The sequence below is a fragment of the Streptomyces sp. NPDC050164 genome, assembly GCF_044459945.1.
GTDB classification, from domain to species: Bacteria; Actinomycetota; Actinomycetes; order Streptomycetales; family Streptomycetaceae; genus Streptomyces; species Streptomyces coeruleorubidus_A.
This window is the reverse complement of sequence record NZ_JBITJK010000030.1, coordinates 93,914-114,525: the sequence shown is the minus strand read 5'-3', so window position 1 is coordinate 114,525 and position 20,612 is coordinate 93,914. Positions and strand designations below refer to the sequence as shown.

The 20,612-nt window shown below is 72.3% G+C and carries 17 protein-coding genes and 1 pseudogene; 10 read left to right on the top strand and 8 right to left on the bottom strand.

Features of this window, described 5'->3' with window-relative positions; translation table 11 throughout:
- Positions 1–75: 75 nt before the first annotated feature.
- Complete coding sequence (locus ACIBNA_RS31680) at positions 76–1,314, top strand: endonuclease/exonuclease/phosphatase family protein (protein ID WP_399168610.1); 1,239 nt, start codon at positions 76–78, stop codon at positions 1,312–1,314.
- Between the two features lies 1 nt (position 1,315).
- Here the strand turns inward: ACIBNA_RS31680 and ACIBNA_RS31675 are convergent, their stop codons facing one another.
- From ACIBNA_RS31675 to ACIBNA_RS31660, 4 genes are all read right to left on the bottom strand, one after another.
- Positions 1,316–2,500 (bottom strand): damage-control phosphatase ARMT1 family protein, encoded by a 1,185-nt coding sequence (locus ACIBNA_RS31675; protein ID WP_399168609.1) that lies wholly within the window; start codon positions 2,498–2,500, stop codon positions 1,316–1,318.
- An 89-nt stretch (positions 2,501–2,589) separates the two neighbouring features.
- Complete coding sequence (locus ACIBNA_RS31670; RefSeq protein WP_399168608.1) at positions 2,590–3,237, bottom strand: ScbR family autoregulator-binding transcription factor; 648 nt, start codon at positions 3,235–3,237, stop codon at positions 2,590–2,592.
- Positions 3,238–3,546: 309 nt separating this feature from the next.
- Positions 3,547–5,343 carry a S8 family peptidase gene (locus tag ACIBNA_RS31665; protein WP_399168607.1) on the bottom strand — a complete coding sequence of 599 codons (1,797 nt, stop codon included), beginning with the start codon at positions 5,341–5,343 and terminating at the stop codon, positions 3,547–3,549.
- A 365-nt stretch (positions 5,344–5,708) separates the two neighbouring features.
- Positions 5,709–6,350: a Tat pathway signal sequence domain protein gene (locus tag ACIBNA_RS31660; RefSeq protein ID WP_399168606.1), complete on the bottom strand. Its 642-nt coding sequence runs from the start codon at positions 6,348–6,350 to the stop codon at positions 5,709–5,711.
- A gap of 651 nt (positions 6,351–7,001) precedes the next feature.
- Here ACIBNA_RS31660 and ACIBNA_RS31655 point away from each other — a divergent pair.
- From ACIBNA_RS31655 to ACIBNA_RS31645, 3 genes and pseudogenes are all read left to right on the top strand, one after another.
- Positions 7,002–7,673 carry a DUF6230 family protein gene (locus tag ACIBNA_RS31655; protein ID WP_399168605.1) on the top strand — a complete coding sequence of 224 codons (672 nt, stop codon included), beginning with the start codon at positions 7,002–7,004 and terminating at the stop codon, positions 7,671–7,673.
- Positions 7,673–8,131 (top strand): DUF6114 domain-containing protein, encoded by a 459-nt coding sequence (locus ACIBNA_RS31650; protein WP_399168604.1) that lies wholly within the window; start codon positions 7,673–7,675, stop codon positions 8,129–8,131. Before ACIBNA_RS31655 ends, ACIBNA_RS31650 begins: the two co-directional genes overlap by 1 nt.
- Positions 8,132–8,256: 125 nt before the next feature.
- A pseudogene (locus tag ACIBNA_RS31645) lies at positions 8,257–9,511 on the top strand (cytochrome P450).
- On the opposite strand, the gene tatA reads toward ACIBNA_RS31645, so the two are convergent.
- A complete protein-coding gene (gene tatA / locus ACIBNA_RS31640) occupies positions 9,468–9,716 on the bottom strand; it encodes a Sec-independent protein translocase subunit TatA (protein WP_399168603.1) in 249 nt (82 codons plus the stop codon). The pseudogene ACIBNA_RS31645 and the gene tatA overlap by 44 nt on opposite strands.
- Positions 9,717–9,793: 77 nt before the next feature.
- Here tatA and ACIBNA_RS31635 point away from each other — a divergent pair, with 77 nt between their 5' ends.
- Positions 9,794–11,326: an LCP family protein gene (locus ACIBNA_RS31635; protein ID WP_399168602.1), complete on the top strand. Its 1,533-nt coding sequence runs from the start codon at positions 9,794–9,796 to the stop codon at positions 11,324–11,326.
- On the opposite strand, the gene mgtA is transcribed toward ACIBNA_RS31635, so the two are convergent.
- Positions 11,317–13,827 (bottom strand): magnesium-translocating P-type ATPase, encoded by a 2,511-nt coding sequence (gene mgtA / locus ACIBNA_RS31630; protein WP_399168601.1) that lies wholly within the window; start codon positions 13,825–13,827, stop codon positions 11,317–11,319. The two genes, ACIBNA_RS31635 and mgtA, sit on opposite strands and share 10 nt — an antisense overlap.
- On the bottom strand, positions 13,817–14,164 hold the full coding sequence (locus ACIBNA_RS31625; RefSeq protein WP_059418163.1) for a metalloregulator ArsR/SmtB family transcription factor: 348 nt from the start codon (positions 14,162–14,164) through the stop codon (positions 13,817–13,819). Before ACIBNA_RS31625 ends, mgtA begins: the two co-directional genes overlap by 11 nt.
- 337 nt (positions 14,165–14,501) lie before the next feature.
- Between ACIBNA_RS31625 and ACIBNA_RS31620 the strand changes: the two genes are divergently transcribed.
- The 5 genes from ACIBNA_RS31620 (at position 14,502) to ACIBNA_RS31600 (ending at position 19,644) form a co-directional block, all read left to right on the top strand.
- The gene (locus ACIBNA_RS31620) at positions 14,502–15,512 is read left to right on the top strand and encodes a substrate-binding domain-containing protein (RefSeq protein ID WP_399168600.1); all 1,011 of its coding nucleotides are present in this window, start codon (positions 14,502–14,504) and stop codon (positions 15,510–15,512) included.
- 195 nt (positions 15,513–15,707) lie between these two features.
- Positions 15,708–18,266: a nitrate- and nitrite sensing domain-containing protein gene (locus tag ACIBNA_RS31615; protein ID WP_399168599.1), complete on the top strand. Its 2,559-nt coding sequence runs from the start codon at positions 15,708–15,710 to the stop codon at positions 18,264–18,266.
- Between the two features lie 14 nt (positions 18,267–18,280).
- A complete protein-coding gene (locus ACIBNA_RS31610) occupies positions 18,281–18,712 on the top strand; it encodes a roadblock/LC7 domain-containing protein (RefSeq protein WP_274820510.1) in 432 nt (143 codons plus the stop codon).
- A gap of 1 nt (position 18,713) precedes the next feature.
- Complete coding sequence (locus tag ACIBNA_RS31605; protein ID WP_399168598.1) at positions 18,714–19,073, top strand: DUF742 domain-containing protein; 360 nt, start codon at positions 18,714–18,716, stop codon at positions 19,071–19,073.
- A complete protein-coding gene (locus ACIBNA_RS31600) occupies positions 19,060–19,644 on the top strand; it encodes a GTP-binding protein (protein WP_399168597.1) in 585 nt (194 codons plus the stop codon). The genes ACIBNA_RS31605 and ACIBNA_RS31600 overlap by 14 nt, the downstream gene beginning before the upstream one ends.
- 12 nt (positions 19,645–19,656) lie before the next feature.
- Here ACIBNA_RS31600 and ACIBNA_RS31595 read toward each other — a convergent pair whose 3' ends face one another.
- Positions 19,657–20,589, bottom strand: coding sequence for a hypothetical protein (locus tag ACIBNA_RS31595; protein ID WP_399168596.1), 933 nt, complete (start codon positions 20,587–20,589; stop codon positions 19,657–19,659).
- Positions 20,590–20,612: the final 23 nt, after the last annotated feature.

Genomic DNA, 20,612 nt, shown 5'->3' with positions numbered 1-20,612 from the left:
GCGTTCACCTCTACGCGCGCAGACTTGCGTCCGCACCCTGGCAGTTCACGTCCCTCTCGTTCACCGGAGTCCACCATGAAGCAGCCCCGAGTCCTGCCGCGCCGGGCCGCGCTCACCTCGCTCGCGGGGGCGGCGCTGGCCGGTGCGACCGCCCTGAACGCCTCGGCGTCCGAACGGCACGGGCGCACCGTGCGGTTCGCCACGTTCAACGCCTCCCTGAACCGCTCCGCGCAGGGCGCCCTCGTCCGGGACCTGTCCACCCCGGACAACGCCCAGGCGGGCAACGCCGCCGAGACGATCCAGCGGGTCGACCCGGACGTGCTGCTGATCAACGAGTTCGACTACGACGACGAGGGAGCGGCGGTCCGCCTGTTCCTGCGCAACTACCTGGCGGTGGGGCAGCGCGGCGCACGCGCGGTCCGCTATCCGTACCGCTTCACCGGGCCCGTGAACACGGGCGTCGCCACGGGAGTGGACCTGGACGGGAAGAACGGGGCCGTGACGACGCCCGGTTCGGACGCCTACGGGCAGGACGCCTACGGGTACGGCTGGTTCCCCGGCCAGTACGGCATGGTCGTGCTGTCCAAGTACCCGATCGACACGCGCGCGGTGCGCACCTTCCAGCACTTCCTGTGGAAGGACATGCCGGGCAACGTCATGCCGGAGGGCTACTACAGCGACGAGGCCCGGGCGATCCTGCGACTGTCCTCCAAGAGCCACTGGGACGTGCCCGTGCGGATCGGCCGGGACACCGTGCACTTCCTGGTGTCGCACCCGACCCCGCCCACCTTCGACGGCCCCGAGGACCGCAACGGCCGGCGCAACCACGACGAGATACGCCTGTGGGCCGACTACATCGGCACACGCCGGCGCGGCGCGTACCTGTACGACGACCGGGGCCGGCGCGGCGGACTGCGGCCCGGGGCGCGGTTCGTGATCGCGGGAGACCTCAACGCCGATCCGTACGACGGCGACAGCTACGACCACGCCGTACGGCAGCTGTTGGAGCACCCGGCGGTGAACCCGCCTGCCACACCGCCGGCGAGCAGGGGCGGGGTGGAGGCGGCCCGGCTCCAGGGCGGCGCGAACGCCTCGCACATCGGTGACCCGGCGTACGACACCGCCGACTTCGGCGACACCGCGCCCGGCAACCTGCGCGTCGACCACGTCATCCCGTCCCGGGGCCTGATACCGGCCGCGAACGGCGTGTTCTGGCCGACGCCCGGCGACCCGTTGTACCGGCTGGTGGGGGACGGCTCGACGGTTCCGACGTCGGACCACCGGCTGGTGTGGCAGGACGTGAAGGTGATCTGACCTACCCGGAGGTGCTCACCTGGATCAGCGCGTGCGTGCCGCTGGTGCGCCAGCGCTGGTCCTCCGCCGCGACCAGTTCGGCCTCGGTGCGGGCGTCGAGGCCGGTGATCACGTCGGACTTCAGGGTGCGCAGGGCGGCGACCGGGCCGGGGAAGTACGCGGTGACGTCCGGGAACGGCGTGGTCGGGGCCCAGAGCCGGTCGCCCACCAGACGGCGGTAGTTGAGGTCGCCCTTGACGACGGTGAGCGTGGCCGAGGTGAAGTCGGCGCGCAGGTCGGCGGGCATCTGCTCGTACGGCAGCGGGGCGCAGGAGAAGGGATGGGCGCGGAGGGTGAGGCGGCCGTCGGCCAAGGCGGACCACAGACGCTGTCCGTACTCGGCGGCCGCTCCCCCGGCACCGGCCAGGCGGCGCAGTGCGTCGACGACGTCGGCGGTGGTGGCGTCGGAGACGTAGTACGGGTAGGGCTTGACGTGCAGGACGGCCCGCCCGATGCGCCCGTGGGCCAGGAGATGGGCGATGAGGAGCAGGTCGGGGACGAGTTCGCGGCCCGCGTTGTCGGCGACCAGGCACAGGGTGCCCGTGCCGGAGTCGCCGAGCAGGGCCCACAGGCGGTCGCTGTCGTCGGCGACCAGTCCGGGGGCGGCGTCGGCGGTCCGTGCGCCCTCGGCGGAGAGACGGAAGCCGAGGTCGGCGCGGTTGCCCCAGAGGGAACCGTGCAGCAGGGCCTGTGCCTGTTCGCCGGCGGGCAGGCTTGCGAGGTCGTCGAGCGCGGCCAGTTCCTCGTCGGTCTCAGGGGAGTCGAGTTCGGCCAGTTTGGAGGGGCGGAAGGGGTCGATGCCCTGCCAGGGGCCGGGGCCGAAGTAGCCGACGGCCTGGAGCAGTCGGCGGTAGAACCAGCTCTCGGACCAGAGCCACGGCACGTCGAACCAGGACCGGCCGGCGTACTCGCGCAGCCCCCAGGTCTCCCAGAGGTCGCGGTCGTGCGCGTCGACGGGGAGCGGTTCGATCTCGCCCTTGGTGCAGTTCGCCAGCAGTTCGTCGAGCGCGCGGTGCTGCCCGGGTTCGTACGGGAAGGCCTCGCGCACCTGCCGGATGATGGCCGGGTGCCGCTCGGCGAGCACGCTGTGGGGGAAGGAGCCCGGCTGGTCGCCGAGGAGCACGGGTGCGGATGGGGTGTCGGGCATGCGGCTCACCGTAGCGCGCGGGCGCCAGGTCCCGGCCGGCCTGGTCGGAGCACCGGCGCACCCGGGGCGGATCGTCCCGCCCGAGGGCGTCAGACCGGTGACAGTTCGCGTTCCAGGCGGGCCGCGAGGCTCAGGTAGCGGGCGCGGCGGGTCACCGGGACCAGGCCGCGGATGAGTATGTTCCACATCTCGGCCGTCCGGCGGGGCTGGCGTGTGACGGGCTCGCGGGAGCGGCCCACCACCCGGGTGCCGACGAAGAAACAGACCAGGGAGTGGGCCACGACATCGATATCGATGTCCGGGTGGACGTCGGACTCCTTGACCGCGCCGACGAGCCGGGCCGTGACGATGTCCAGCCACTCCGTGAACGGATGGCTCAGCGGCGGACGGGGCCGGATCCCACCGGTGGCGAGCCGCAGGCCGGCCCTGAGGACCGGGTCCTCGACGGACATGCGGGTGATGCCGAACGTGAGGCGCATCAGCGCCTCCAGGGATGTGTGGCCACGATGGTCGGTCTCCGTCGCCAGTCGGCGAGCGGTGTGCGACTGGAGTTCGAGGATCGCGTGGGCGAGGTCCTCCTTCGCCGCGAAGTGGAAGTACAGGGCGCCCTTGGTGACCTGAGCGTGCTCCACGATGTCGCTGAGACTGGTCGATTCGTAGCCGCGACGGTCGAACAGGTCAGCGGCGGCCGTGATGATCGTCGAGCGGGTCTGCTCGGCTCGCAACTGCCTCGCCATCGACTGAACTCTCCCGGGACAGAAATGAACGGGTCATGCCGTTTGTTTTTACCCCCCGTACACGATAACTCACCCTCAGACGGCCTTCACCACACCAGTGTGCCGGAGTGCGGGTGCACATCCGGCAAAACAATCGCAACTGGTGAAAGAAAACAGCGCGTTCGGTATCTAACTGTGGGGGTTGTGCGGCCGGACGTAAAGACGGGCCGGCCGGTGCCCCATCCGCACCGGCCGGCCCGCCCGCTCGTGAGCTGCCCGTTCAGCGTCCTCACAGAAGGAGGACCAGGAGATTCAGAAGGATCAGATGGATCAGAAGGTCAGCTTCCAGCCGTTGAGCCTGCCGGTGTCCTGCGCCGCGGTGTCCTGGACGCGCAGCTTCCAGGTGCCGTTGGCGCTCTCGCCGGAGGCGTTCACCGTGTAGGTGGTGTTCACGTTGTCGGCGGAGTCGGAGGCGGCGGACTTCAGACGGTACGCCGAACCGTCCGGTGCGATCAGGTCGATGACGAGGTCGCCGCGGTAGGTGTGGGTGATGTCGACGCCGACCTGGAGGGCCGAGGGGGCGTTGCCGCTGCGGCCGGTGACGCTGATCGGCGACTCGATCGCCGCGCCGGCGTCCGGGATGGCGACGGCGGTGGTGCTGGAGAAGGTCGTGCCGGTGGACGTACCACCCTTGACGGCCTGGACCGTCTTGGCGGCGTCCGCGAGGCCCGCGCCGCAGCCGCCGGAGCAGGTGCCGGGCAGCGCACGGGCGTTGGCCTTGATGGCCGACTCGATCTGGGCGGGGGTGAGGGCCGAGTTGGCCGACTTCATCAGGGCGGCGAGGCCCGCGACGTGCGGGGTGGCCATGCTGGTGCCCTGGTAGTAGTCGTAGTTCTCGCTCGACGGCGTCTTGGTGCCCGAGTTCAGCGTGGACAGGATGCCGTTGGCCTTGGAGGTCCTGGTCTCACCGCCGGGGGCGGCGATGTCGACGAGCGAGCCGTAGTTGGAGTAGGAGGCACGGCTGCCCGCGCGGTTGGTCGCGGCGACCGTGATCACGTTGTTGCAGTTCGCCGGGGAGGCGTTGGAGACGTTCTGGTTCTCGTTGCCGGCCGCGACGACGACCGAGGTGCCGCGGTTCACGGCGCCGTTGATGGCGCTCTGGGTCGCGCTGGAGCAGGCGCCGCCCCCGCCGAGGCTCATGTTGATGACCTTGGCGACGTTGGTGTTGGCGGGCACGCCCGAGACGCTGCCGCCGGACGCCCAGGTGATGGCGTCGATGATGTCGGAGTCGTAGCCGCCGCACTTGCCGAGGACGCGGACCGGGGAGATCTTGGCGCCGTACGCGATACCGGCGATGCCCTTGCCGTTGTTGGTGGCGGCGGCGATGGTGCCGGCCACGTGGGTGCCGTGCCAGGAGGAGTTGGACGCTGGGAATCCCGGGCCGCACTCGCCCGCGTTGTTCCAGTCGCCCGGGTCGGCCGGGTTGCTGTCACGGCCGTTGCCGTCGACGGAGACGGCGGTGTCGGAGATGAAGTCGTAGCCGCCGACGATGTTCGCGGCCAGGTCGGAGTGGGTGACGTAGCCGGTGTCGATGACGGCGACGGTGACGCCGGTGCCGGTGGTGGCGTCCCAGGCGGCCGGGACGTTCATGCCCGCGGTGGACTCGAACAGGTCCCACTGCTTGCCGTAGTCGGTGTCGTTCGGGGTGGCCGTCGGCTTGTTCAGGCGGTCCGGCACGACGTAGGCGACCTGCGGGTCGGCCCGGTACTGGGCGACGACGTCCGCGACGTCCGCCCGGGCCGGGTTCGTGCCCAGGTCGACGAGGGCGGCGCCGGTGCCGAGGCGGCGCTGGAAGTCGACGTCCTCGCCGGTCTTCTCGGCCTTGGCCGCGGCGTCGGCGGCGGCGGCCTTGTCGGACTTGGCCTCGGTGGCGCCGGACTTGTAGCCGACGATGAGCCGCTCGGCCGGGGTGCCGGGGGCTGCCTCGGTCTGGGCGGCCGGAACGGGGGCGGGCCGGGGAGCGGTCTCCTGGGCGACGGCGACCGAGGCGGGGGCGGCGGTCAGCAGGGCGGCGGAGACTGCGGCGACGGATATCAGCTTCCGTCTGAGTTCTGGTGAGGTACGCACGGTCGTTGCCTTTCGTGGCCGGACTCCGGGCTGGGCGGAGCGGCGGTGGATGCGCTTCGTCGCTGAAGCGGAGGGGGGTTGCTTCGAAAAGCGACGCGATGGCCGGCCAGGGCGTGTGGGGAGCGGACCCGTTCGGGGTTACCTGTGGGTCAGCTGTGCTGGAACGATAGGCAAAGGGAAGGTCATCGGGATACGGGGGAAACCCTCGATCCAGCCGGAAACCCACCCTCTATGGGGGGCAGTTGGGCGCAAATGGCCCGGAGCAGCCCGTGCCGGCGGGCGGCGCCGCGGCGGTGCTGGTGCTCACCGGCGGCGCCGCCCTGGCGGTACGGCCGCGTCGGCGCTGAACCGACGCTCCTCAGCCGTCAGTTGACGTTGACGGCGACTCCTGCCTTGGTCACCGGCGAGTACTTGGCGGTGAAGAAGGCGTTGGCGAAGCACAGCGACGAGCCGGACGTCTTCGTGAACTGCTGGTTGGTGAAGGAGATGCTGTTGTCGGCGTTGCTCGCCTTGCCGGTCAGGCTGGGGGCCTGGTAGACGCAGTTGATGGTGCCGAGCAGGGTGCGCAGCTTGACCGTGGACTGGATGGCGGAGCCCGCGCCCGGGGTCACGGAGACGGTGCCGTCCGAGGACACGCTGGTGGTGTAGGGCAGGTTGTCGACGGTGATGCCGCTGACGCCGAGCACTCCGACGACGTTGGCGGTGCAGCCGCTGGTGTCGAAGCTGTGCGAGGTCAGGGACTCGGTGGCGGTGCCGGGCGCGGCCGGGTTGTCGGTGACGGTGGCCGCGAACGCCGACTTGGTGCAGGAGATGCCGCTGGTGCCGGTCGCGCTGGAGTAGAAGGTGGCGGCGGTGCCGCTCGCCAGGGACGCGTCGAGGACGTCGCCGACCGCGACGGCCGCGCCGTCGGTGGTGGTCAGGACGGGGGTGTCGGCCGCGGAGGCGGGGGCGGTGAGGCCCAGGGCGGCCATGGCGGCGGTGAGGGTGAGGAGGGTGCGCGTACGCATGCGGGTGTACCTCTTCTCTGAAGCGGGGTGAGGGTGCCGGGGACGCGGTTCGGCGTCCGCCGTCGCCGGCCCGTTACGCCTTCTCCGTACGTGACGGACCGGCAACGGCAGACCGGTGACCGGCCGGAGGCACGCACGGGGACGGGCCTCCGGCCGGGCCGGGGCCGGGGGTGGCTGGTGGCACGGCACTCAAGAAGGGAAGGGCCCGTGCCGGTGCCGTGGAGAGTCGGACTCGGGCAGTGGAAAGCCCGTGCGGACGCACCGGGCGGCGAGCTGCCCGTACGGGACGAGCGGTCCGGGACACGCGGACGGTGCCGCGCGGCGGATCCGGCGCCACGGATCCGGTGAGACGAGGAGAGTTGTAGACCTGGGCGTCAGTCAACGTCAAGGTCTCACAAGGGAGTTGTGCGTTCTCTGCGACTTCCCGAAGGACGATGACTCACATGCGGCGCACATCCCACACTCTTTGTTCACACTTCCCTTGACCCTTCATGTAACCCCCGGTAACTTCCGAGTCGGCCACTGCGGCGCAACGAGAAAGCCCTTGCAACCGCCGGGAGTTGCGGGGAGACGTGCGTACGCGGTCGATGTCCGCGCCAGGACAACGTGCCACCGAAGTCCGAGCCGCACCGACACGCACCTGGAGCAGACATGACCTCCTCCGCCGAGCACACCCCCGAAAGACCGGAAGGCCCCGCCGCCGCGGACGTCGGCGACGTTCCCGCGCGGCGAGGGCGGGTCCGGGCACGCCGGGCCGCGGTGATGGCGGTGCCGGCCGCCGCGGTCGCCGCCGGCTTCGCGATCCTCACCGCCCAGGGGGCGCTGGGCGTGCAGTTCGCCATCTCCGGTATGCCCTTCACGGTCACCGCCACCGAACTGAAGGGCAAGGGCTTCGCACAGTTCGGCGGTCTGCGCGAGATGGCCGAGGGCAGCCCCAACGCGGGTGACACCGGCGGTCAGGTGCTGGTCGTCACGTCCGTGATCAAGGACGCGACCCTCACCAAGCTGTGCCAGAGCGTGGACCTGGGCGGCACGAACCTGATCATCAGGGCGGGCGAAGGCGCAAAGAAGGTCCGGGCCAGCGACCTGACCACCGACTCCACGCAGCTCTCGGGCGACGCGGCCTTCACCAACATCGAGATCGGCAACGACGCCAGCAAGCTCAACAAGGCCGGGGACCTGGGCCGCGGGCCGATAGGCGTCTTCAGCCAGCAGTCCGACACCGTACGCATCGCCAACCTGCGGCAGACCAACTACGCAACCACGGCCGGTGTGTTCAAGCTGCCGGGGCTGAAACTGGGCTTCAGCGGGTCGGGCTGCTGATGCCCGGCGGCCCACGCGGGAAGATCCGGCCCGCCTTCCGCCGGTGGCGGGCGGGCCGCCCCTTCTGGGGCGGGCTGCTGCTCGCCCTGGGCGGGGCGGAGGTCCTGCTCACTCTGAAGGCGTCGCTGGACGTCATCCTGCACGTCGGCATGCAGGGTCTGGCCGGCTATCTGCTCCCGGCCGTGATGCTGCTGTGCGGCGTGCTGATCCTCTTCAACCCCTCCCAGCGCCTGTTCTACTCGGTCATCGGGGTGCTGGTCTCCCTGGGGACCTGGGTGACCTCGAACCTGGGCGGCTTCTTCGTGGGCCTGCTCCTGGGCGTGGTCGGCAGCTGCCTCACCTTCGGGTGGCTGCCGGACCAGGAGCCGCGCATCAGCCGGCGGCAGCGCAGGCAGCAGGCGCGGGTCGCCAAGGCGGTGGCGCAGTCCGTGGAGCGGGAGGCCGGCCAGACCGCCTGAATCGGCCAGTGATTCTCCGCCCTCTGGCGCCGCCCGGCCGCGGCCACTTGGCTGGACGTGTCGCGCACCGCCCACGAGGCGTCCGCGTGTCATGCGAACCGCCGCCGGCCCAGGGAGAGAGTCCCATGGAGTTCACACACCCGATAGTGATCGACCCGACCGGCCGCGACATCCACGGCGAGGCCGCCCGGATCCGCGAGCGCGGATGCGTCACCCCTGTCGAACTCCTCCACGGTGTCCCGGCCTGGGCCGTCAGCAGCGCCCCGCTGCTGAAGCGGCTGCTCACCGACCCACGGGTGTCGAAGGACCCGCGCCGACACTGGCAACGCTGGATCGACGGCGAGGTCGCACCGGACTGGCCGCTGTACACCTGGGTCGCGGTGCGGAACATGTTCACGGCCTACGGCACCGAGCACAAACGGCTGCGTGCCCTCGTCTCCAAGGCGTACCGCCCGCCGCACCGCCGCGCTGCGGCCGCGGATCGAGGAGATCACCGCGGCGCTGCTCGACCGGGTCGCCAAGGCCGGGGCGGGCGGTGGGGCGGACGGCCACACGGTCGATCTGCGGGAGGAGTTCTGCTATCCGCTGCCCATCCAGGTCGTCGGCGAACTGCTCGGATTACCCGAGGAGTTGGGCCCCGAGCTGCGCGCCGTGGTGGACGGCGTCTTCCACACCTCGGCCGACGCGGCCGAGGTCGCCGACATCTACGCCCGGTTCTACGCCGTCCTCGGTGAGCTCGTCGCCGCCAAGCGGGCGGCGCCCGGGGACGACCTGACCAGCGCGCTGATCGCGGCCCGCGAGGAGGAGAGCGGCACGCGGCTCAGCGAGCAGGAGCTGCTCGACACACTGCTGCTGCTGATCGGCGCCGGCCACGAGACGACGGTCAACCTGCTCGACAACGCCGTCCACGCGCTGCTCACCCACCCCGACCAGCTCGCGCACGTCCGCGGCGGTCGCGCCTCCTGGGACGACGTGATCGAGGAGACCCTGCGGGCCGAGGCACCGGTGGCCAGCCTGCCGCTGCGGTACGCCGTCGAGGACCTGCCCCTCGGTGAACTGGGCGGCCCGGACGGCAAGGTGATCCGCAAGGGCGAGGCGATCCTCGCCGCGTACGCCGCCGCCGGACGCGACCCGCGCCAGCACGGCCCGGACGCCGGCACCTTCGACGTCACCCGGGCCGTGAAGGATCATCTGGCCTTCGGATACGGCGTCCACCACTGCCTGGGCGCCCCGCTCGGCCGGCTGGAGGCGCGCGTGGCCCTGCCCGCCCTCTTCGAACGGTTCCCCGGTCTCGCCCTCGCCGTACCGGCGGACGAGCTGCGGCCGGTGGACTCGTTCATCTCCCACGGCCATCGGTCGCTGCCGGTCCTGACGGGCTGACGGGCTGCGCGGCGGGCCCGGCCGGATCACCGGAGGCCGGGTCCGCGGCACCCTCCTCCTTCAGCGCCCTCGCCTCGCTCTTGAGGATCCGCATCGAGCGGCCGAGCGAACGCGCGGTGTCGGGCAGCTTCTTCGAGCCGAACAGGACGATCACGACGATCGCCACCATCAGCAGATGCCAGGGCTCCAGTCCGTTGCGCAGCACGTCATGCCCTCCCACTCGTCGACAGTTGCTACATTGCGCAACTGTACAACCCCCGGGCGAGAGGCAAGCAGACGCCGATGACGGTCACCAGCAGCCGGAGGACGGAGCCGCCGCGGCACAGGGCCGCAGCGCGGGAACACAGGCGGCGGCGCGGTCGCCGGCGGGGCCGTGGGATGCGGGTCGGTCTCGCCGTCTGCCTGGCGCTGCTGGTGCTCGCCGGGGCCGGTGCCGGCTGGCTGTACCTGAAGCTGGACGGCGACATCAGCACCTTCGGCTCCGGCGGCCTCTCCGACAACCGCCCCGAGGCCGGCTCGTCCAAGGGCGAGAACGTCCTGGTCATCGGCTCCGACACCCGCACCGGCGGCAACGAGGCCCTGGGCGGCGGCGACAAGGACGACGTGGGCCGCTCCGACACCGCGTTCCTGCTGCACGTCTACGCCGACCACCGGCATGCCATCGCCGTGTCCATCCCCCGCGACACCCTGGTCACCATCCCGCCGTGCAGGCTGCCCGACGGCAGCTGGACGAAGGCCCAGCCGGACACGATGTTCAACACCGCGTACTCGGTCGGCCAGACCGCCAAGGGCAACCCCGCCTGCACCCAGAACACGGTCGAGCAGCTCACCGGGCTGCGCGTCGACCACACCGTCATCGTCGACTTCAAGGGCTTCGCGCGGCTGACGGACGTGGTGGGCGGTGTCAAGGTGTGCCTGCCGCAGGACGTCTACGAGAACGATCTCAACCCGCACCTCACCGCCCCGGGCAAGCTGCTCTTCCACAAGGGCGAGCAGACCGTCGCGGGCCAGAGGGCGCTGGACTACGTCCGCATCCGGCACGGCATCGGCGACGGTTCCGACATCGGCCGGATCAAGCGCCAGCAGGCGTTCGTGGCGAGCCTTTTGAAAGAGGTGAAGAGCAAGGGCCTCACCCCGACGCGGCTGCTGCCGCTGGCCGACGCCGCCACGAAGTCGCTGACCGTCGACCCCGGCCTCGGCTCCGCCGACAAGCTCATCTCCTTCGCGATGACCTTGAAGGACATCGACCTGCACAACACGAAGTTCGTCACCCTGCCCTGGCGCTACGAGGGTTCACGGGTGGCGATCGTGCAGCCGGACGCCGACGCCCTGTGGGCCGCGCTCAAGGCCGACCGCACGATCGACGGCAAGGACGCCGGTGGGAAGAAGACCGGGGCGTCGGGCTCCGAAGCTCCCGTCTCGCCCACGCCGGTCTCCGGTGAGGGCATCGACGTCGCCGTCTACAACGGCACCGCCGTCCCCGGCCTGGCCGCCCGCGCCGCCGCCGCTCTCACCTCCGACGGCTTCACGGTCACGGGCACGGCGACGGCTTCCGCCCAGGACCACACCACGACACTGGTCGAGTACGGCTCCGGCCTTCAGGACCGGGCCCGGACCGTCGCGGCGGCCTTCCCCGGGGCCGAGCTCCAGCCCGTGACCCGCAGCGGGATCAGCGTCGTCCTGGGACGGTCGTACGCGAACACCCCGGCGGCGTCCGCTTCCGCGTCCCCGACTCCCACCGCCGTGCCGAGCGAGGTCGCCGACGGCGCCCGGTCCGCCGACGACAACCCCTGCTCGAACCTCACCTACGGCTGACGCCGCGCGTGCCGGGCCCGGGCCGCCGTCAGGGCCAGCGCGTACAGGCCGAGGACGACGGCCGGCAGCAGGTAGTACGCGGTCGGCAGGGCCGTCATGCCGAGGGCCGCGCCGAGGGGGCTCGGCGGCAGCAGCAGGCCGACGGCGGCGAGGCCGGCCGCCGCGAGAGCGACCGGGCCGGGCGTACGGCTGCCCTCGACACGCCGGCCGGTGCGCAGGAGCAGCATCACCAGGGCCTGGGTGAGCAGGTTCTCGGTGAACCAGGCGGAGTGGAAGACGGCTTCGTCGTCCACGGCGTCGGGGCCGTCGAGCGCGAAGGCGAGGACGGCGAAGGTGGCGAGGTCGGCGACCGCGTTGAGCAGGCCGAAGCCGGTGACAAACCGGAGGAAGGAGCGCGACCGCAGCACGGCCGGACCGCGCAGCGCCGCCGCGCCGGGACGGTCGTGGGCGAAGGCGAGCTGGGCCGCGTCGAAGCACAGGTTCTGGGCGAGCACCTGGGCCGGGAGCATCGGCAGGAAGGGCAGCAGCAGGCCCGCGGCGAGCATGGCCACGACGTTGCCCAGGTTGGAGGAGAGCGTGACGCGCAGATACGAGGCGATGTTGCCGCTCGCGTGCCGGCCTGCGGTGATCGCGTGGCCGATCGCGGTGAGGTCCTTCTCGGCGAGGACGACGTCGGCGCTCTCCCGTGCCACGCCGACGGCCGAGCGGGGCGCGAGTCCGACATCGGCGGCGCGCAGCGCGGCCACGTCGTTCACCCCGTCGCCGAGGAACCCGACGGTGTGCCCGGCGGCGCGCAGGGCGGCGACGACACGGGCCTTGTCCTGAGGGGTGCAGCGGGCGACGACGGTCGCCTCACCGGCGGCCTCGTTGTCCTCGAGTTGTGCGGCGGTTCGTACCTCCCCCGGATCCAGGCCGAGTTCCCGGCAGGCCCGGGCCGCGGTGGCCGGGTGGTCGCCGGTGAGGACCTTCACGGTGACGCCACGGTCGGCCAGGCCGCGCAGGGCCGCGGCGGCGGTCGGGGCGAGGGCGTCCCGGAAGGTCACCAGGCCCCGGAAGGTCAGGCCCCGTGCGCCGGGCCCGGACGCACCGGCCGGGCGGTCCGCCGTCGCGACGGCCAGCACCCGCAGCCCGGCGCCCGCCTCCCGGGCGGCGAGCGCCAGCAGCCGGTCGCGTTCGCCGGCCTCCGTCGTACAGCGCTCCACCACGGCCTCGGCGGCTCCGGTGACGACGACGGTGTGGCGCCCGAGGGAGCCGCGTACCACCGCCGTCGAGAAACGCCGCACCGGGTCGAACGGCACGGCGTCCACCCCGTCGTACTCCTCGCCCACCGGCCCGGCCGCCTCCAGCAGGGCCTCGTCGAGGGCGTCGGGCGCGGGCAGTTCGGCGAGCTGGAGGGTCCACCAGGCGCCGACGGCGGCCCAGCGCAGCACCTCCGGGTCGTCCCGGCCGGCCGGGTCGAGGGACCGTTCGACGACCGGCCGGTCCTGGGTGAGGGTGCCGGTCTTGTCGACGCACAGCACGTCGACCGCGCCCAGGTCGTGCAGCGCGGGCAGCCGTTTGACGATCACGCCGTGGGTGCGGGCGAGCAGCGCGGCGCCCCGGGCCAGGCAGGTGGTGACGATCACCGGCAGCATCTCGGGCGTCAGCCCGACGGCGACCGCGACGGCGAAGGGCAGTGTCTCCAGACCGCGTCCGCGCAGCGCGGCGTTCGCCATCAGCACGAGGGGCGGCGTCAGCAGCATGAACCGGATCAGCACCCAGGAGATGCCGTGCACGGACCGGTCGAAGGTCCCGCCCTCCCGGCGTGCGGCCGGCTGCCGGTGAGCGGCGGCGAACCGGGTCCCGTCCCCGGTCGCGACCACGACGGCAGTGGCGGTGCCCGTGGCGACGGTACTGCCCTGGAAACAGAGCGGGGAGTCGCCGGGCTCACCGGACCCGGCCGGCCCCTCCACCACCCTTTTGTCCACCGGCGCCGACTCCCCGGTGAGGGCCGCCTGGTGCACCGTGAGGCCGCGTGCGCGCAGCAGTCGTACGTCTGCCGGGACGAGGTCCCCGGGGCCGAGGCGCAGGACGTCGCCGGGGACCAGGTCGGTGACCGGCACCTCGCGGGGACGCGGCAACTCCTGGGCGGTGTCGCGCCGCAGCACCGTGGCCGTGCCGGCGACCAGTTCGCGCAGGGCGGCCAGGGAGCGGTCGGCCCGGTGCTCCCCGCTCGCGCGCAGCACGCAGCTGACCGCGACCAGGGCGAGGATCACCACGGCGGTGCCCCAGGAGGCGACGGCGGCGGAGACCAGGCCGAGGCAGAGCAGGACGGCGGTGAAGGGGTCGCGCAGGGCGTGCGCGCACCGGCGGGGCCAGGACGGCGTACGCCGCTGCGGCAGGGTGTTCTCGCCGCGGGTGACCAGCCTCGCCGCGGCCTCGGTCTCGGTCAGCCCCCGGGGCCCCGACTCCAGCCGCCGCAGCACCTCCAGGGTGGTGCCCCCGGCGGTCTCACAGGCCATGGAGGCGGCGGCGCGGCGGTGCGGCGCGGTCGGTGAGCCGGCCCACCATGAGCCGTACGACGTCGACGATGTCGGGGTCGTCGACGTAGTACACCTGCCGGCGGCCCTCGCGGCGGGAGCGGACGAGTCCGGCCAGCTTCAGCTTGGTGAGGTGCTGGCTGACCGCGGGCAGCGCGCCGCCGACCCGCTCGGCGAGCCCGGTCACGTCGCTCTCGCCCTGGGCCAGCGCCCAGACGATGTGCAGCCGGGCGGGCGAGGCCAGCAGCCCGAAGGCCGCGGCCGCCTGGGCGAGCACGTCGGCGGGCGGGTCCTCGAAGCCACTGCCGGCTGCCGCCACCGTCGCCGTCCCTTCCGTCGCCTCCGTCGTCCTGCGAGCCGCACCAGTCTAGGCGGGCCCCCGCGCCACCTCGGAAGGCCTTTTCGTGCCGGACGCGAGGGCGTCCGAACCGCACGGACGGTACGGAAAACCAGGGCCTGACCTCGACCGTTCGGCCCGTCGGACAGATCATCACGATGCGGCAGCATCAACTCACGGCAGGTGGCTGCTCACTTGACGCCCAGTGGTCACACACGGTTGGCTCCGGGCCAGCGAGAGTCATCCGGCCCGTGCTCAGGTGCGGTCCGCCTTGCTCTCCCCCTGCTCTTGCTCGGCCGCACAGCGAGGTCCGCCCCTCATGAACACTCCTCCCCCGCCGCACACCTCCGCGAGACTCACCCGTGTCGCGGCCCTGGTGTCCGCCGTGTGTCTGCTGGTGGCCGGCTGCTCCGTCCTCGGCGCGAGTGACGACGGGTCGGACGCGGACCCGGTGGGCGGGCCGGGCGGCGGGATGAAGGTCGCCCTGGTCACGCACGGCGGCAAGGGCGACGCCTTCTGGGACCTGGTGCGCAGGGGCGCCGAGGCGGCGGCAGCCAAGGACGGCATCGACCTGACGTACGCCAGCGACTCCGACGCGACCGCGCAGGCCGCGCTGGTGCGGGACGCGGTCCGGGACAAGGTCGACGGCATCGCGGTCACGCTGGCCAAGCCGGCGGCGATGCGGGGCCCGATCGCCCGGGCCAAGGCGGCCGGCATACCCGTCGTCGGGCTCAACTCCGGCATCGACGCCTGGCGGCCGGCGGGCCTGCTGGAGTACTTCGGCCAGGACGAGTCCGTCGCCGGCCGGGCCGTCGGCGACAAGCTGGACGAATTCAGGGCCAAGCACGCCCTGTGCGTGGTGCACGAGCGGGGCAACGTCGCGCTGGAGGCCCGCTGCGCCGGCGTGCGGAAGACGTTCGACGGCGACACCGACAACCTGTACGTGGACGGCAGCGACATGAACGCGGTGACCGCCACGATCGCGTCCCGGCTGCGGCAGGACTCCAGCATCGACGAGGTCGTCACCCTGGGCGCCCAGTACGGGCTCAGCGCGGTCAAGGCCGTCGAACAGGCCGGCAGCAGAGCCAAGGTCGCCACGTTCGATCTCGACAAGAACCTGGTCAAGGCGGTCCGGGGCGGCGACGTGCAGTTCGCCGTGGACCAACAGCCCTACCTCCAGGGCTACCTCGCGGTGGACGCCCTGTGGCTGTACCGGACCAACGGCAACGTCAGCGGCGGCGGGACGGCTCCGGTGCTCACCGGTCCGGCGTTCGTGACCAGGTCCAACGTGTCCGCCGTGGCACGATTCGCCGCCGCCGGGACCCGGTGACCGGGCACGTCCTGTGATGGTGTCGCCAAAGATTCGGTCAGGCCCGGCCCGTGCGGTCACTTGTACGGATAACATCCTGCGCATCCCATGTGCCGTAACCGGCACGCGAACACCCCCCCGCACCCGTCCCCCGCCCCCGTCCCGACCCTTCCGCCTCCCCGTTCCTCGCTCCCCGCTGATCGCCCTAGGACGACGATGTCTCGACGGACAGGTGCCCGGCGCCGTCTCGGTTCCATACGCCTCTCCCTGGTCCTCCTGGCCCTGGTGCCCAGCGTCACCCTTGCCGCCATGTGGGGCGTGACGACCATCCAGATGTTCTCGGAGGGGCTTCGGCTGCGTGACCAGACGGAGCTGAGCCGGTCCACCGGCGCCATGGGCACCGACACGACGCTCGCCCTCCAGCGGGAACGCAGCCTGTCGGCGGCCTGGCTGGCCTCGCCGCACGGTTCCCGGGCCGCCCTCGACGCACAGCGCGAGGAGACCGACGCGGCGGTCGCGAAGCTGGTCGGGCAGGCGGACGCGATCGAGAAGGCGCCCTCCCGCATCTCGGACCGGCTGTACTCGGTGCTGGGCTCGGTGGGCAGCCTGGAGTACTACCGGGACCAGGTGGACGACCCGACCGACATCACCCCCCAGCAGGCGCTGGACCAGTACTCCTCGATCATCGACGACCAGATCCACGCCTTCCAGGAGCTCTCCCAGGTCGACGACGGCGACCTCACCTCGCAGGCCGGTCCCCTGGTCGGGCTGGAGCACGCCGCGGAGCTGGTCTCCCGGGAGGACGCGCAGCTGACGCTCGCCTGGCCGTCCGGGCATCTGGACGACAAGGCCTGGGTGCGGTTCGCGGAGCTGGTGAACACCCGTCGCTGGCTGGTCAAGGACCAGGTCGTGCCCCAGGTGACCGGCAGTGCCAAGACACAGACCGAGCGGATCCTGGCGAGCCCGCAGTGGCAGACTCTCCAGTCCATCGAGGACCAGGTGCTGGCGGCCCGGAACTCCAGCGCCGACGCGGACCGGATCGCCCTGCCGGACACCCAGAAGCGGTGGAACGCCGCCATGGACAAGCTGTCCGAGCAGTACGCGAGCCTGATCCAGCAGCAGACGACGGGTCTGCTCGAACGCAGTGCCGACAAGGCGGACGGGCTGCTGATCAAGGCGGGGATCCTGAGCGCCGGCGGGCTGCTCGCGCTGCTGGTGTGCGTCGGCATGTCCTGGCGGATCACCCGCTCGCTGTCCCGGCGGCTGCGCGGTCTGCGCCGGGCCGCCGTCAGCCTCGCGCAGGAACGGCTGCCGGACGTGGTGGCGCGGCTGGAGCGGGGCGAGACGGTCGACCCGGAGTCGGCGACGACCCCGCTGGACTACGGCCACGACGAACTCGGCCAGGTGGCCCGGGCGTTCAACACCGCCCAGCGCACGGCCGTGCACACCGCGGTCGAACTCGCCGACACCCGGCGCGGCTTCCAGAAGATCATCCTGGGCATCGCGCGGCAGAGCCAGAACCTGGTCAACCTCCAGCTGAGCAAGCTCGACACGCTGGAACGCGAGCACTCCGACCCCGACATCCTCAAGGGCCTGTACGAACTGGACTCCACGGCCAGCCAGTTGCGCCGCTACGAGGAGAACCTCGTCATCGTCAGCGGCGAACGGCCCGGCCGCAGCTGGACCGAGCCGGTCGCGCTGATCGACATCCTGCGCAGCGCGGTCGGCGAGGTCGCCGAGTACCAGCGGGTGGAGGTGCACACCGAGGAGGAGGTGCACCTCGCGCCGCCCGCGGTGGCCGACGTCATCCATCTGCTCGCCGAGCTCATCGACAACGCGACCGCGTACTCCCCCGCCCCGAGCCCCGTCACGGTACGGGCCGGGATCGTCGCCAAGGGCCTGGCCGTCGAGGTCGAGGACCGCGGCCTCGGCATGTCGGAGGAGGACTACGCGTCCTTCAACGAACAGCTCGCGGTGCCCCCGCAGTTCGACGTGGTGGCGCTCGCCGACGACCTGCGGCTCGGCATGTTCGTGATCGCCCAGCTGGCCCGCCGGCACGGCATCGCCGTCACCCTGCGCTCGTCGCCGTACGGCGGGACCACGGCGATCGTGCTGATACCGCACGACATCGTGGTGCGGGAGATCCCCGAGGCCGGTGCGCCGGACACGCGGGACGCCAAGGACATGGCCGGCGCGAACGGCCTGGCCGCCCCCGTCGGCCCGAGAGGGGCGGGCGGCGGCCAGACGACCGGTGGCGCTGCGAAGAACGGGCAGAGCCCGGTGGACGACGGGCGGAGTGCTGTGGACGTAGCGGGTTCGGTCGACGGGCGGAGCCCGGTGGGCGCCGAGCACGCCGAGGTGTCGCTCAGCGCCGCGGCGTCGCAGGGAGCCGAGACGCCGGAGCGCGCCGGACGCACCGCCGGGTCCGCGAGCGAGTCCCGGACCGCCTCCGCCACCGCGTCCGCCGTTCCCGCCGCCGCTTCCGCCGGCCCTGCGGTCATCCCCCGCCGGGACGGTCTCGCCCCGCTCCCCCGCCGGGTGCCGCAGACCAGCCTGGTGGAGGAACTGCGCGAGGAGTCCGCGCCCGCCGGCGACGACGGCTCCCCCGACGACTTCACCGCGGAAGCGGCCGCCTCCTCCCTGGCCGGTTTCCAGCGCGGCACGCTCCGGGCCCGTGACGACGACGCCGAGCCGCCGTACGACGAGGACGCGGCCGCCCCACCCCGGCAGGCCGCCGCCGACCCCGTCCCCTCGACTCCGCCCGCCGACCGCTGACGAAGGACACCGCAATGACACCCCCCATCCCCGCCACGCACACCCAGCTCGACCAGCTGCTGACCGGACTCGTCGAGCGGGTCGCCGACGTGAACCAGGCCGTGGTGCTGTCCGAGGACGGCCTGGTGGTCAGCAAGTCCACCGGATTCCTGCGCGACGACGCCGAGCGGCTCGCGGCGACCGCGTCCGGCCTGATGAGCCTCAGCAAGGGCGTCAGCATGGACTTCCGGGGCGGTCCGGTGCGCCAGGCACTCATCGAGATGGCCAACAGCTATCTGATCCTCACCTCCGCCGGTCCCGGCGCCCATCTGGTCGTGCTCACGGGGCCGGGCGCGGACGTCGGTGTGGTGGCGTACCAGATGAACATGCTGGTGAAGAAGATCGGCGAGCACCTCAGCGCGGCACCGCGGGGCATGGCCGGTCCCGTCGTCGACCCCGGCGTGTGAGGTGGGCGGAGGCGACTCGGCGGGGCGGCTCGTACGGCCGTTCGCGCTGACCGGCGGCCGGACCCGGCCCAGCCGCGCCGACTTCACGCTCATCGCGACGGTGACCGCGGTCGATCCGCAGCCCGCCGCGGCGGCCCGCTGCCAGCCCGAGCACGCCCGGATCCTCCGGCTGTGCGCCGAGCCGATGGCCGTGGCGGAGCTGGCCGCCCGGCTCGACCTGCCGGTGAGCGTGGTCGCCATCCTGCTCTGCGACCTGCTGGAGGCGGGCCGGATCACCGTCCGTCCGCCGCGCCTCGTCTCCCGTACCACTCCGGACCTGGACCTGCTGAAGAAAGTGAGGGACGGCCTTGGCCGGCTCTGACGTCGACACCGACGCGTCCTCGGCACCCGACACGGTCAAGATCCTCATCGCCGGCGGCTTCGGCGTGGGCAAGACCACCATGGTCGGGGCGGTCAGCGAGATCGTCCCGCTGCGTACCGAGGAACCCCTGACCATGGCCGGTCTGGGCGTCGACGACCTGGACGGAATCGAGGAGAAGCGGGCCACCACCGTGGCCCTGGACTTCGGCCGGATCACCATCAGCCGGGACCTGGTGCTGTACCTGTTCGGTACGCCGGGGCAGCAGCGGTTCTGGTTCATGTGGAACGACCTGGCCCTCGGCGCGCTCGGTGCCGTGGTCCTGGTCGACGTCCGCAGACCCGAGTCCAGCTTCGCCGCGATCGACTTCTTCGAACGCCGGGGCATCCCGTTCGTCGTCGGGGTCAACGGCTTCCACGGTGAACACCCGTATCCGCCCGAGGACATCAGGGACGCGCTCGCGGTGCCGGAGCACGTGCAGGTGCTGCTGTGCGACGCGCGGGAGAGGGAGTCGTGCCGGGACGTGCTGATCGCCCTGCTCGACCAGCTGATCGCTACGGCGGTGCAGGCCTGAACCAGGGGTGTCTCAGCTCCGGCCGGGGGCGTTCCCGGGCCACTCGGTGTACGGCACCGGGCGGCCCGTGAACGCGTCCAGGACGATGCGGTCGCCGACCGGCCGGTCCAGCTTCACCGTCACCCTCTCACCGCGCAGTTCACTCGTGCAGGGACCGTCCTCGACGCCCGTCACGGCGGCGGACAGCACCACACTGCCGCTCGTCTCCAGCGCCTCCACGGCGGGGCCGTCGTCGCAGGCTCCGTGGTGGGTCACCACGGTGACGGACCGGCCGTTTCCCGCGACCTCCGTGAGGCCGCCGAGCGGCGCCAGCACGTCAGCGGGTACGTCCTGCCCGAGCGGCCCGATCGGCGGCCTGGGGAGCGTGGACGGGCTCACCGCGGCACGCTTGAGGGGACTGTCGTAGCCCTCCAGGGTGAACAGCCAGGCGGGGACGGTCGCCGGGCCGCGGCTGGTGACCACCGTCATCTCGCCCAGCCTCGCCCCGGTCACGGTCAGGCGCGGCCCGGGACTGTCGGCACGGTCCAGCGTCTCGTAGGCCTTCTCGGCGTCCATGAGCGGCGTCGTGAGCGAGCCCCCGCTCCGCCAGGTCACTCGTCCGCTTCCGCCCGGCGGGGCGGGCAGCTTCCCCCGCAGTTCGAAGTTGCCGATCTCGTAGGCGCGCCGGTCGGCGGCGTCGCTGAGGAGGCCGGCCCCGGGCAGTTGGACGACCGCTCCCATGGGGTGGTAGCCCTCGTGCCACTGCCGGGCCGCCTCGGAGCCGTCCCAGGCGTCGGCGACCCGGCGGTCGCGGGCCTCCGACCGCGGGGCCGACTCGGTGCCACGGGTCTTGCCGCCGTCGTTGCCCGCCTCCGCGCTGCCGCACCCCGCCGCGGCGCCGGCTCCGACGGCGCACAGGGCGAGAACGGTGAGGATCCGGGCGGTGCGCTTGAAGTCGGTACGCATGGCTCTCCCAGGGGATCACGGTG

Coding starts and splice junctions, on each gene's coding strand:
- ACIBNA_RS31635 (WP_399168602.1), top strand. CDS start 9,794: ATGACGGTCACCAGCAGCCGGAGGACGGAGCCGCCGCGGCACAGGGCC.
- ACIBNA_RS31595 (WP_399168596.1), bottom strand. CDS start 20,589: ATGCGTACCGACTTCAAGCGCACCGCCCGGATCCTCACCGTTCTCGCC.
- ACIBNA_RS31650 (WP_399168604.1), top strand. CDS start 7,673: ATGCCCGGCGGCCCACGCGGGAAGATCCGGCCCGCCTTCCGCCGGTGG.
- ACIBNA_RS31675 (WP_399168609.1), bottom strand. CDS start 2,500: ATGCCCGACACCCCATCCGCACCCGTGCTCCTCGGCGACCAGCCGGGC.
- ACIBNA_RS31655 (WP_399168605.1), top strand. CDS start 7,002: ATGACCTCCTCCGCCGAGCACACCCCCGAAAGACCGGAAGGCCCCGCC.
- ACIBNA_RS31610 (WP_274820510.1), top strand. CDS start 18,281: ATGACACCCCCCATCCCCGCCACGCACACCCAGCTCGACCAGCTGCTG.
- mgtA (WP_399168601.1), bottom strand. CDS start 13,827: ATGGCCTGTGAGACCGCCGGGGGCACCACCCTGGAGGTGCTGCGGCGG.
- ACIBNA_RS31680 (WP_399168610.1), top strand. CDS start 76: ATGAAGCAGCCCCGAGTCCTGCCGCGCCGGGCCGCGCTCACCTCGCTC.
- ACIBNA_RS31670 (WP_399168608.1), bottom strand. CDS start 3,237: ATGGCGAGGCAGTTGCGAGCCGAGCAGACCCGCTCGACGATCATCACG.
- ACIBNA_RS31620 (WP_399168600.1), top strand. CDS start 14,502: ATGAACACTCCTCCCCCGCCGCACACCTCCGCGAGACTCACCCGTGTC.
- ACIBNA_RS31615 (WP_399168599.1), top strand. CDS start 15,708: ATGTCTCGACGGACAGGTGCCCGGCGCCGTCTCGGTTCCATACGCCTC.
- ACIBNA_RS31660 (WP_399168606.1), bottom strand. CDS start 6,350: ATGCGTACGCGCACCCTCCTCACCCTCACCGCCGCCATGGCCGCCCTG.